Consider the following 11,397-nt stretch of genomic DNA (forward strand, 5'->3'; position numbering starts at 1 on the left):
CCCCGGCCTTGCGGGAGTTGAACGGCACTCAACCCTTGATCCGGGGCGGGGCTTGGCCTTAAGGTCCGTCCCGACAATCGTCGGGGTGCCCGGAATCGACCCGGGCTGAGAGCTGCCGCGGAGCGGGAGCAACCCGTTGAACCTGAACCGGATCATGCCGGCGGAGGGAACGACCATGGATCAGGCGGGCCCAGCGCCGCATTTGCCGGATGCCCGGGCCGAGGTGCCCGACGGCGGACCGCGTCACGCTCCGCACACCTCCCGCCTGCACAACGTCCGCCTGCACCACGTCCCCCTGAATCACGTCCGCCAGCACGCCGCCCTCCGCTACGCCGGCCGTCTGCCCTGGGCCGCCATCGGGGCCGGGACGGCGGCGCTGGCCGCGTGGGAGATCGCCGTGCGGGTTCTGGGCACGCCCGCCTACGTCCTGCCGGCGCCCTCGCGCGTCGCCGTGACGCTCGTCAAGGACGCGCCGCTGCTGTGGCGCGACGCCCTGGTGACGGGGGGCGAGATGCTCGGCGGCCTGGCGCTCGGCTCGCTGGCGGGAGTGGCGGTGGCGCTCCTCATGGCGCAATCCCGCCTGCTGGAGCGTGCCCTGGGACCGCTGCTGGTCGTGGCCCAGGCGCTGCCGGTCTTCGCCATCGCGCCGCTGCTCGTGGTGTGGTTCGGCTTCGGCGTCGCTTCCAAGCTCGCCATGGCGGGGCTCATCATCTTCTTCCCGGTCTCGACGAGCCTCTTCGAGGGGCTGCGCCGCACCGACCCGGGGCTGATCGACCTCGCCCGGCTCAACGGCGCCAGCCGGCGCGACACGCTGGTGCTCATCCGCCTGCCCGCCGCCCTGCCGGCGCTCGGCGCGGGGCTGCGCGTCGCCGCCGCGGTGGCGCCGCTCGGCGCCGTCGTGGGCGAATGGGTCGGGTCATCGTCGGGGCTCGGCCTCGTGATGCTCCACGCCAATGCCCGCATGCAGACCGACACGGTCTTCGCCGGCCTCGCCATCCTCGTCGTGTTCTCGCTCGCCCTCTGGGCGGCGGTCGGCGCGCTGACGCGCCGCCTCGCCTTCTGGGCGCCCGACACGCTCGCCATCACTCCCGGAGACCCCTGATGCGTCTGACCGCCCTCGCCGGCGCCCTCCTGCTCGGCCTCGCCACGTTCCTGCCCGCGGGCGCCGCCGAGACCGCGGCGCCCCCCGTCGCCTCCGGCCCGGCCCCAGCCGCTCAGAAAGTGACGCTGCTGCTCGACTGGTTCGTCAACCCGGTCCACGCCGCCATCGTCATCGCCAAGGAGAAGGGCTTCTTCGCCAGGGCCGGCCTCGACGTCTCCTTCGTGGAGCCGGCCGACCCCTCGATGCCGCCGCGGCTGGTGGCGGCCGGCCAGGGCGACATCGCCCTCACCTACCAGCCGAACTTCTATCTCGACGTCGCGGCGGGCCTGCCGCTGCAGCGGATCGGCACCTCGATCCAGACGCCGCTCAACACCGTGATGGTGCTGAAGGACGGGCCCATCAAAAGCCTCGCCGACCTCAAGGGCAAGACGGTGGGCTATTCGGTGGCGGGCTACGAGACGGCGCTGCTCGGCACGATGCTGGAAAGCGCCGGGCTGAAGCTCGACGACGTGAAGCTCGTCAACGTCAACTTCGCCCTCACCCAGCCGCTGATCGGCGGCCAGGTCGACGCCGTGGTGGGCGCCTACCGAAACGTCGAGTTCTTCGAGATGCAGCTCGCCGGCCACCCCGGCAAGCTGTTCTTCCCGGAGGAGCACGGCGTGCCGCCCTACGACGAATCGATCTTCGTCACCACGGTCGAGAAGAGCCACGCGCCCTTCGTGAAGCCGTTCCTCGACGCCGTCGGGCAGGCCCAGCTCTACATCCTCGACTATCCGGACGAGGCCTGGGCGAGTTTCGTCAAGGCCTACCCGAAGCTCGACGACCAGCTGAACAAGCTCGCCTGGGGCGCCACGGTGCCGCGCCTCTCCGCCGACCCCGCCGCGACCGACCCGGCCCGCTATGCCGCCTTCGCGACCTTCATGAAGGACCGGGGCCTGATCGACCGCGTCGAGCCGCTGGAGCGCTACATCGGCAGGTAGCAGACGCTCGCCGGCTTGCATCGCGCGGTTTCGTGCCGCGCCGGCCGGCACTTCCGGACGTCAGCGGCGTTGGGCGGAGCGGACCCGCACCGGGCGGGGCACTTCGGCTGGGGACGGTGATGGCGGGACATCGGACGTGGTGGTCCTGGCTCAAGGATACCTGGCCCGACTGGCTGAACGTGACGGTGGGGGCCTGGATGATTCTGTCGGCCTTCCTGCCGGAGTTCTCCGGCCATCCGCCCGGCCCGGTCGCGTCCGGCGTCTCGGGCATCGCCATCACGCTCGTGTCGCTCTGGGCCGTGGTGAGGGTGACGCGCTGGAAGGAGTGGGCGAACCTCCTGCTCGGCGCCTGGCTGATCGCGGCGCCGTGGGCGCTGCACATCGCCGCCTTCAACCCGTTCTGGAACTTCGTCGGCGACGGCCTCTTCCTGGCCTTCCACGCCGCCTATCAGCTCGTCCGGCCCCTGCAGCAACGCACCGAAGCGTGACGGCTGCCCGGCTCGAGGGTCGCCGCCGCACCGCCCGCGACGCTGTCGCCGCCGCACCCCGCGACTCCCGGCCTGCCCCGGCACCTCGGCGACGGGAGCTTCACCCCTTGGTGCGCAGCGTCGAGCGCCCGCCGTCGACACCCATGACCTGGCCGGTGATCCAGCCCGCTTCGGGCCCGAGCAGGAAGGCGGCGAGCCCGGCGCTGTCGTCGGCCTCGCCGAGGCGACGGAGGGCATGGGCCTCGGCGACGCCCTTGGCCAGGGCCTCGTTGCGGGTCAGCCCCTCTGCCAGCGGCGTGCGGGTCAGCGAGGGCGCGATGCAGTTCACCCGCACCTTCGGCGCCAGTTCGGCGGCCAGCGCCAGCGTCAGCCCCTCGACGGCGCCTTTCGCCATCGACACGGAAGCGTGGGCGGCGAAGCCCTGTCGCACCGCCACGGTCGAGAACAAGACCACCGACGCGCCGTCGACGACCTTGAGGTGTGGCGTCGCCGCCTTCAGGGCCAGCGCGGCGCCGAGCGCGTTGACGCGCCAGTCCCGCTCGAAATCCGCCTCGGTCAAAGACCCCAGCGGCTTCAGGTTGATGGTCCCCACGGCGTAGACGAGGCCCGCCAACCCGTCGCTCCCGGCGGCCTCCGCCACCGCCGCCGCGACCGCGGCGCCGTCGGTGACGTCGCAGACCGAGACGCCGGCACCGGTCTCGCGCGCCACGGCGTCGAGCTTGTCGCGGTCGCGCCCGGCGAGATGGGGCCGATCGCCCCGCGCCGCCAGCCGCCGCGCGATGGCCGAGCCGATGGCGCCCGCGCCGCCGAAGATGATGATGGATGCCAAGACGACTGCCCTTCCCTGTGTGCTTGGCAGGAACCTGCGGGCGACCCGAGCGAAATCAAGGGCAGTGGCGCGCGGATCGTCCGGCTCGGATGCTCACCGAAGCCCGGCGCGACGATCGGGACCGTGCCGGCGATCGCGGTGTGCGGGACCGGGGACGGGGTCGGCCTCCACCCCTACAGCAACGTCCCCGTCGCCTGAAGGCCGCCGCCGTCGGCATTGGCCGCCAGTGCCTTGGCGGCGCGGAGGTCTTCGACGAACCGCGCATATTCGGTCCGCTGCGAGGCCTCGTCGGGCAGACGCAGCAGGAACGACGGGTGCACGGTGACGAAGACCGGGCCGGCCAGGGCCGAGGTCAGCACCGTGCCGCGCGACGACAGGACCGAGGCGCTCTGGCCCGTCAGCGAGCGGATGGCCGAGGCGCCGAGCGCGATGGTGAGCTTCGGGCGGAGGATCTTCAGTTCCTCCTCCAGCCAATGGTGGCAGGCGTTGATCTCGCCGACGCCGGGCTTCTTGTGGATGCGGCGCTTGCCGCGCGGCTCGAACTTGAAGTGCTTCACGGCATTGGTGACGTAGGCGCGCGTGCGGTCGATCCCGGCTTCGCCGAGGGCGCGGTCGAAGAGCGCGCCGGCCGGGCCGATGAAGGGCTTGCCGGCGAGGTCCTCCTTGTCGCCCGGCTGCTCGCCGACGAAGACGAGGTCGGCCGTGGACAGGCCCTCGCCGAACACCGTCTGGGTGGCGAACTTGTGCAGGTCGCAGCGCGTGCAGGCCAGGGCCTCGCGGCGCAGGGCGTCGAGCCCGTTGCCCCCCATCGCCCCGGAAACCGCCGCCGGGGGCGGCGCGTCGCGCGCCGCGCGGGCCTCTTCGGTGCGGGCCACGATGGCGGCGGCGCGCTTGGGGACGGTGACTTGCGGCGTGGCGACCATGCGGGCTTCCGAACTGACGGCGGAACGGATCAGCGGGGCGATGAGCGAAGCCTCGGGCAGGTTCTTCCAATACTTGACCGGCATCTCGCGCTTCATCGCGTCGACCTTCAACCGTGCCGGATTGAAGATGTTCACGTAATAGGTGCGCCAGTGCTCCTCCGTCGCATCCTCGGCCGGCACCTCGTCGGGCGAGCCGCCCGGGCCGAAATGCAGGGCCGCGCCGTCCCAGGACGCGCGCGCCTCCGGCGTCACGATGGTCCACAGCATGGCCCGGAAACGGTCGACGAAGAAAGGCGCGGTCAGGGCCAGGATGTGGTGCTCGGGCTCGAACCAGGCGAGGTAGGCGGGCGGCGCGCCTTCGACCGCCACTTCGCGGAACCGCACGAAGGCCGTCATCTTGTGGCGGTCGCGCCGCACGGACTTGGCCATCATCTCGATGCGGAACACGTCCTCGTCGGTGGTGATGTCGAGGAGCCGCGGCTCGTCCTGCAGCCGGCACAGGATGCGGTACAGGAAGGCGAAGCGCTCCGGGTCGCCGTGGCAGGCGACCAGCGGGGCGAGGTCGGCGAAGCGGCGGGGCACGCGCAGGCTGCGCGACGGCCCGTCGGAGGGCGCCGCCGCGGCCTCCGAGACGAACAGGTCCGGGGCATCGGCGGCGGCGCGCCACACCACCGCCTCGGGCGGCACCCGCGCCTCGGCCAGGGCGCGGGCGGCATCGCGCCAGCCCTCGTAATCGTCCGGGGCGCGGAGCACGACCTCGCGCATCAGAAGAGGCTCAGCTGCTCGGCCGGGCGCTTCACGGCGGCGGCGAGGTGGGCGCCGTCGAGGCTGGCCCCCGGCGTCCAGTCGAGCGCCGTCACGAAGGACCGCAACGTCTTGGCCGAGCGCGTCAGCTTGGCGATGTCGTCGAGGCGGAGGTCCGTCAGGCGGCGGATGTCGATGATGCGGTCGACGCTGCGCACGCCGAGGCCCGGCACGCGCAACAATTCCTCGCGCGGGGCCGTGTTCACGTCGATGGGGAAGCGCTGGCGGTTGCGCAGGGCCCAGGCGAGCTTGGGGTCGAGGTCGAGGTCCAGCATGCCACCGTCCGTCGCGCCCAGCACCTCGTCCATGGCGAAGCCGTAGTAGCGGTACAGCCAATCGGCCTGATAGAGCCGGTGCTCGCGCATCAGCGGGGGCTTGCGCGCCGGCAACCCTTGGCTCGACCCCGGGATGGGGCTGTAGGCCGAATAATAGACCCGCTTCAGCTTGTAACCGGAATACAGGGTGGCGCTGGATTCGAGGATGTCCGAGTCGCGCTCGCCGTCGGCCCCGACGATCATCTGGGTGCTCTGGCCGGCCGGCGCGAAGGCGGGGGCACGCCGGGACCGGCGGCGCTCGTCCTCGGCTTCGTCCAGCCGCAGCCGCAGCCCGCCCATGGCCTTGCGGATGGTGGACGCCTGCTTCTGCGGCGCGAGCTTCTCGAGCGAACTCGCCTTCGGCAGCTCGACATTGATGGACAGCCGGTCGGCGAAGCGACCCGCCTGCTCGATGAGGTTCGGGTCCGCGTCCGGAATGGTCTTGAGGTGGATGTAGCCGCGGAAGCCGTGCTCCTCGCGCAGCAGCTGCGCCACCCGCACCAGCTGTTCCATGGTGTAATCGGGGGATCTGATGATGCCCGACGACAGGAACAGCCCCTCGATGTAGTTGCGACGGTAGAAATCCAGCGTCAGCTGCACGACCTCCTCGGGCGTGAAGCGCGCCCGCTGCACGTCCGAGGAGACGCGGTTCACGCAATACAGGCAATCATAGATGCAATGGTTGGTGAGCAGCAGCTTGAGCAGCGAGATGCAGCGGCCGTCGGGCGCATAGGAGTGGCAGATCCCTTCCCCGGTGATGGACCCGATGCCGCCCGCCTTCACGGGCTCCTTGCGGGGCTTGGCGCCGGAGGACGCGCAGGACGCGTCGTATTTGGCGGCATCGGCCAGCACGGCCAACTTCTTCGTGATGTCGAGACGCGCCATCGGCCGGGGAACTCTGTTCGCTGAATGTTCTTCTAGCCCATGCGGGCCGGCGTGGCGAGTCGCGGCCACGCCCCACAGAGATTTGGGCCGCCGCGCCGGCGGTTCAACGGCGCGCGACGGTTTGCCCAGCCGGCGGCCCCGCGGCCCGCCGGCCGGTGGGTTCGGTCAGAACTCCTGCCAGTCGGCGTCCCGGGCGGCCGTGGGCGCGGCGGCGCTGCGGACGGCCCCGCCCCGCCCGGCGGTCCGGAGCTGGGCGACGGGCTGCGCTGCGCTGCGGCGCGCCGGCACGGGCGCGGCCGATGCTCCGCCGCGGCTGTCGCCGAGCTGGAAGCGTCCCACCAGGTCCGACAGCTCCTGCGTTTCGCGCGACAGCGCATGGCTGGCGGCGGTCGATTCCTCCACCATGGCGGCATTCTGTTGCGTCACCTGGTCCATCTGGTTGATGGCGGTGTTGATCTGATCGAGGCCCGACGCCTGCTCCTGGGCCGAGGCCGCGATCTCGGTGACGATCGTGGCGAGCTCGGCGACCTGGCCGAGGATGCGCTCCAGCGCCTGGCCGGTGTCGCCGACGAGCGAGACGCCCTGCTCGACCTGGTCGCGCGAGGTGGTGATGAGCGCCTTGATCTCCTTGGCGGCGTCGGCCGAGCGCTGCGCCAGCGCCCGCACCTCGGACGCCACCACGGCGAAGCCCCGGCCGGCGTCGCCGGCCCGCGCCGCTTCCACCCCGGCGTTCAGCGCCAGGAGGTTCGTCTGGAAGGCGATCTCGTCGATCACGCCGATGATCTGGCCGATCTCGCTGGACGAGCGCTCAATCGCCGTCATGGCGTCGACGGCGCGCCGCACCACCTCGCCCGACTGCTCGGCCCCGGATTTGGCGGTGCCGACGACGTCGCGTGCGCGGTTGGCGCTGAGGCTGGTCTTGCGCACCGTGGCGGTGATCTCGTCGAGCGCCGCGGCGGTCTCCTCGAGCGAGGCCGCCTGCTGCTCGGTGCGACGGCTGAGGTCGTCGGCCGCCGTCGAGATCTCGCCCGTGCCGGAGCGGATGGCCGACGTGTTGGAGGCCACGTGCCCCAGCGTGTCGGCGAGCCGCGCCATGGCGCCGTTGAAGTCGATGCGCAGCTTCTCGTATTCGGCCGCGAAGCTCTGGCTCAGGCGGAACGTCAGGGCGCCGCTGGCGAGCTGGTCGAGGCCGCGCCCGATGCCGTCGACGACGTCGGCGAGGTGCCGGGCCGCCTCGGCCCGCTGCGCCTCGCCGCGGCTCCGCTCCGCCTCGGCCTGGCGGCGGACGGCCTCGGCCTCGCGCTCCATCGCGACCTTGTCGATGGCGGCCTGCTTGAACACCTCCACGGCCTGGGCCATGACGCCGATCTCGTCGCGGCTGGCCTGTCCGGCGACGTCGGCTCCGAGGTCGCCGGTCGCGAGCCGCCGCATGCTCTCCGCCAGGCGGCCGAGCGGGAACGAGACCTTGCGGGTCGACAGCCAGTAGGTGAAGCCCGCCGCGGCCGCGATGGCCAGCAGGCCGCCGGCCAGCAAGGCGAAGAAGGCCTCGGTCGACCGCGCCCTGAGGGCGTCGGACCGTTGCGTGTTCTCGTCGATGATGGCGGTGTTCATCTGCACGGTGTCGGCGATCAGCGTGTCGAGGTCCTCGCTGATGTCGGCCAGCAGCTTGGTACCCTTGGCCAGGGTGTCGAGGTCGGCGCCCGTCAGCGTCGTGCCCTGGGCGAGCCCGGGCGTGGACTGCCCCACCCTGTCGACCTCGTCGAGCCTGACCGTCAGGGCGCGGAACCGGTCGCGGAAGGCGGCGATCTGCCCGGCCTTGTCGGGCAGCAGCGGTCCTGCCGCGTCGAAGCCCTGATCGGCCTTCTTGACCGCCTCGGGGTAGTGGGCCGCCGCATAACGGCCCATGGGCGTGTTCGAGGCGCTGATCAGACCCGCATAGCCGTAGACCTCGGCCTGGGCCATGGCGCGAGCCGCCCGGGCGATCCGGACGGCGGCCACGTCGCGGTGCATGATGAGTTCCTGGGCCTCATCGGTCGTCGCCTTCAACTCGGACGAGCCGAAGCCCACGATCCCGGCGATGGCGGCCGAGCTGATCAGGATGGGGAGTAGCAGTTTGGTCCGCAGCTTGAGGTCGTCGAGACGCATGGCCGGCCCTTGTGGATCGAGGACTTCGATGCGCTCCACAGAAGCATAAACGCCATAATTGATGGTTAATCACAACGCCCGGTGAGCCATCATGCGCCGCCCCCGTCCGTGGTTCGGGCCGGCGCCCGCGGCGAGTCGAGGTCGATGACCCTGGCGCGCCCGGCGGCGAGGCCGGATGCGACACCCAGCGCGGCCAGCGCCAGGAACAGGATCGGCACGGCACCGAAGCCGCCCGATGCCTGGCGGATCACGCCGACGAGCAGCGGCCCGCCCGCCGCCAGCGTGTAGCCGATCCCCTGCGCCATGCCGGACAGGCGGGCCGCGACGCCGGCATCGGGCGCCCGCAGGAGGATCATGGTCAGGGCGACGGCGAGGAGGCCGCCCTGCCCGAGGCCGAGCAGCGCCGCCGAGATCCAGGCGGTGCCGAGCGGGGCGTAGAAGCAGCCGGCCAGGCCGACGACGACGAGGCCGTAGAGCGCGGTCGAGGCCAGGCGCTGGTCGCGCCCGAGCGTCGCCAGGGCCGGCGCGGCGAAGCAGCCCACCATCTGCCCCACGACCGAGACGGACAGCAGGAGGCCGGCCGAGGCCGCATCGAGGCCCCGCTCGCGCAGGATGGGAGCGAGCCAGCCGAAGACGCAGTAGGCCAGGGCCGATTGCAGCCCCATGAAGGCGCTGACCTGCCAGGCGAGCCCGTCGCGCCAGAGCGGGCGGGCGCCGGCCGGGCCACCGGCGCGGGCCGCCGGGCGGCGCGGCAATGCCCGGGGCAACCACAGGAGCGCCGCCGCGCCCGCCGGCAGGGCCCAGACGGCGAGGCCCGCCGCCCAGGAGCCGAGCGCCTGGGCGGCCGGCACCGTGAGGGCGGCCGCCACCGCCGCCCCGGCGCTGAGCGACATGGAATAGAGGCCCGTCAGGAGGGCGATCCTGTCGGGAAAGTCGCGCTTGACGAGGCCCGGCAGGAGCACGTTGCCGAAGGCGATCCCGGCCCCGGCGACGAGCCCCCCGGCGAGGATCGCCGGCACCGTGCCGATGCCGCGCAGGGCGGTGCCGGCCCCGACCGCCAGCAGCGCCAGCAGCACGGCCCGCTCGGTGCCGAGGCGGCGCGCCACCGGCGCGGCGGCGGGCGAGAACAGCCCGAGGCACAGCACCGGCACCGTGGTCATCAGGCTGGCGGCCGCCGGCCCGGCGCCGGTGGCGCGCATCGCTTCGGGCAGCAGCGCCGACAGGCTGGGGAAGATGGCGCGCAGGTTGAGGGCGATCAGCATCAGGCTGAGGCCCAGCAGCACCCGGCCGACACCCGTCGGGAGCGCCGGGCGAGGGCCGGGCGCGGCGCGGATGGCGGGGCGGGGCGAGGGGATGTCGGAGGGCGGCATGCCGCTCGGTCCCATGCTGGGCAGCGCGGGTCAATCACCCGCTTCCGCGCCCGGGTGCCGGAACTCCCCGGCGGCCGGGCGCCTTCACCCCAGGCGGGCGCCGGCCCGCAGCGCGGCGGCGCGAGCCGACCGACCGCCAACCTTCCCTGGAGCCCGCCATGCCGCCCCGCCGCGAGATGGTCCTCAACGCCTTCACGATGAACTGCGTCGGCCACATCAACCACGGCTTGTGGACCCACCCGCGGGACCGCTCGTGCGATTACACGCGGCTCGACCACTGGACGGGCCTCGCCCGCACGCTGGAGGCGGGGCTCTTCGATGCCGTCTTCATCGCCGACATCGCGGGCGTCTACGACGTCTACGGCGGCGGCATCGACGTCACGGCGCGCGAAGCCGTGCAGTTGCCCGTCAACGAGCCCACGCTGCTGGTGCCCGCCATGGCCGCCGTGACCAGCGGCCTCGGCTTCGGCGTGACGGTCAACATCGCCGGCGAGCACCCCTATACCTTCGCGCGGCGGCTCTCGACGCTGGACCACCTGACTTCCGGGCGCATCGGCTGGAACATCGTCACCGGCTACCTCGACAGCGCCGCCCGCGCCGTGGGGCTCGACGGCCTCGCCCAGCACGACACGCGCTACGACCGGGCCGACGACTGCCTCGACCTGCTCTACAAGCTGTGGGAGGCGAGCTGGGACACCGGCGCGGTGCGCCGCGACAGGGCGGCCCGCGTCTATGCCGACCCGGCCGGGATCCGGGCCGTGCACCATGCCGGCCCCTTCTACCGCTCCGACGGCTACCACCTCGCCGAACCCTCGCCCCAGCGCACGCCGGTGCTGTTCCAGGCCGGCGCTTCGGGCCGCGGGCAGCGCTTCGCGGCGCGCCACGCCGAATGCGTGTTCATCTCGGCCCCCGACAAGGAGACGGCGCAACGGACGGTGCGCAGCCTGCGCCGGGAAGTCGAGGCCGCCGGCCGGGAGCCGGGCGACGTCAAGATCCTGGTCGGCATCAGCGTGGTGGTGGGCGACACCGCCGCGCAGGCGCGCGACAGGCTCGCCGACTACGCGGCCTTCGCCAGCCCGGAGGCGGGCCTCGCCCATTTCTCCGCCGGAAGCGGCATCGACCTGTCGCGCCACGGGCCCGACGACCCGGTCGGCGCCGGCACCGGCAACGCCATCCAGTCCAACACCCAGGCGGCGAGCCGGCTCGGCCTCACCAAGCGCGACCTGCTGGGGCAGCTCGCGCTCGGGGGACGCTACCCGCTGGTGGTGGGCGACGGCCCCGCCGTGGCGGCGGAACTCGACTCCTGGATGGACGAGGGAGAGGTCGACGGCTTCAACCTCACCCGCACCGTGGTGCCCGAATGCTGGGAGGACTTCGTGCGGATCGCGGTGCCGGCCCTGCAGGAGCGCGGCATCCACAAGCGTGCCTACCGCCCCGGAACGCTCCGCCACCGGCTCTTCGGACGCGGCGACGCCCTGCCGCCGGGCCATGCCGGCGCGGGCGTCGGGGCCGGGTGACGGCCGCCCGCCGCCGGCACGACGGCGGCCGGGGCGGGGC

9 protein-coding genes and 1 riboswitch are annotated in these 11,397 nt (G+C 72.7%); of the genes, 4 read left to right on the forward strand and 5 right to left on the reverse strand.

The genetic code is table 11. From position 1 onward, the window contains the following. Positions 1-71: 71 nt before the first annotated feature. Positions 72-186, forward strand: a riboswitch (TPP riboswitch). The 3 genes from D3272_RS02545 (at position 176) to D3272_RS02555 (ending at position 2,570) form a co-directional block, all read left to right on the forward strand. Continuing rightward, positions 176-1,102 (forward strand): ABC transporter permease, encoded by a 927-nt coding sequence (locus D3272_RS02545; RefSeq protein WP_207210112.1) that lies wholly within the window; start codon positions 176-178, stop codon positions 1,100-1,102. It overlaps the preceding riboswitch by 11 nt. Further along, complete coding sequence (locus D3272_RS02550; RefSeq protein ID WP_129217524.1) at positions 1,102-2,082, forward strand: ABC transporter substrate-binding protein; 981 nt, start codon at positions 1,102-1,104, stop codon at positions 2,080-2,082. The genes D3272_RS02545 and D3272_RS02550 overlap by 1 nt, the downstream gene beginning before the upstream one ends. 119 nt (positions 2,083-2,201) lie before the next feature. After that, positions 2,202-2,570, forward strand: a complete 369-nt coding sequence (locus D3272_RS02555; RefSeq protein ID WP_129217525.1) for an SPW repeat domain-containing protein — start codon at positions 2,202-2,204, stop codon at positions 2,568-2,570. A gap of 100 nt (positions 2,571-2,670) precedes the next feature. Here the strand turns inward: D3272_RS02555 and D3272_RS02560 are convergent, their stop codons facing one another. From D3272_RS02560 to D3272_RS02580, 5 genes are all read right to left on the reverse strand, one after another. After that, positions 2,671-3,399, reverse strand: coding sequence for an SDR family NAD(P)-dependent oxidoreductase (locus tag D3272_RS02560; protein ID WP_129217526.1), 729 nt, complete (start codon positions 3,397-3,399; stop codon positions 2,671-2,673). A 173-nt stretch (positions 3,400-3,572) separates the two neighbouring features. After that, entirely contained in the window at positions 3,573-5,087 is a 1,515-nt protein-coding gene (locus D3272_RS02565; protein ID WP_129217527.1) for a UdgX family uracil-DNA binding protein, read from the reverse strand. Next, positions 5,087-6,325 carry a putative DNA modification/repair radical SAM protein gene (locus D3272_RS02570; RefSeq protein ID WP_129217528.1) on the reverse strand — a complete coding sequence of 413 codons (1,239 nt, stop codon included), beginning with the start codon at positions 6,323-6,325 and terminating at the stop codon, positions 5,087-5,089. Before D3272_RS02570 ends, D3272_RS02565 begins: the two co-directional genes overlap by 1 nt. A gap of 165 nt (positions 6,326-6,490) precedes the next feature. After that, positions 6,491-8,470 carry a methyl-accepting chemotaxis protein gene (locus D3272_RS02575; RefSeq protein ID WP_245496345.1) on the reverse strand — a complete coding sequence of 660 codons (1,980 nt, stop codon included), beginning with the start codon at positions 8,468-8,470 and terminating at the stop codon, positions 6,491-6,493. Positions 8,471-8,559: 89 nt separating this feature from the next. Beyond that, the gene (locus D3272_RS02580) at positions 8,560-9,840 is read right to left on the reverse strand and encodes an MFS transporter (protein WP_129217529.1); all 1,281 of its coding nucleotides are present in this window, start codon (positions 9,838-9,840) and stop codon (positions 8,560-8,562) included. A 158-nt stretch (positions 9,841-9,998) separates the two neighbouring features. Here D3272_RS02580 and D3272_RS02585 point away from each other — a divergent pair, with 158 nt between their 5' ends. Then, on the forward strand, positions 9,999-11,357 hold the full coding sequence (locus D3272_RS02585) for an LLM class flavin-dependent oxidoreductase (RefSeq protein ID WP_129217530.1): 1,359 nt from the start codon (positions 9,999-10,001) through the stop codon (positions 11,355-11,357). The last annotated feature ends 40 nt before the right edge of the window (positions 11,358-11,397 follow it).

The organism is Lichenibacterium ramalinae, from assembly GCF_004137085.1.
Classification (GTDB): Bacteria; Pseudomonadota; Alphaproteobacteria; order Rhizobiales; family Beijerinckiaceae; genus Lichenihabitans; species Lichenihabitans ramalinae.

Excerpts from the sequence above, each read along its gene's own strand:
- D3272_RS02555 (WP_129217525.1), top strand. The coding sequence starts at position 2,202 with ATGGCGGGACATCGGACGTGGTGGTCCTGGCTCAAGGATACCTGGCCC.
- D3272_RS02550 (WP_129217524.1), top strand. The coding sequence starts at position 1,102 with ATGCGTCTGACCGCCCTCGCCGGCGCCCTCCTGCTCGGCCTCGCCACG.
- D3272_RS02580 (WP_129217529.1), bottom strand. The coding sequence starts at position 9,840 with ATGCCGCCCTCCGACATCCCCTCGCCCCGCCCCGCCATCCGCGCCGCG.
- D3272_RS02570 (WP_129217528.1), bottom strand. The coding sequence starts at position 6,325 with ATGGCGCGTCTCGACATCACGAAGAAGTTGGCCGTGCTGGCCGATGCC.
- D3272_RS02575 (WP_245496345.1), bottom strand. The coding sequence starts at position 8,470 with ATGCGTCTCGACGACCTCAAGCTGCGGACCAAACTGCTACTCCCCATC.
- D3272_RS02545 (WP_207210112.1), top strand. The coding sequence starts at position 176 with ATGGATCAGGCGGGCCCAGCGCCGCATTTGCCGGATGCCCGGGCCGAG.
- D3272_RS02565 (WP_129217527.1), bottom strand. The coding sequence starts at position 5,087 with ATGCGCGAGGTCGTGCTCCGCGCCCCGGACGATTACGAGGGCTGGCGC.
- D3272_RS02585 (WP_129217530.1), top strand. The coding sequence starts at position 9,999 with ATGCCGCCCCGCCGCGAGATGGTCCTCAACGCCTTCACGATGAACTGC.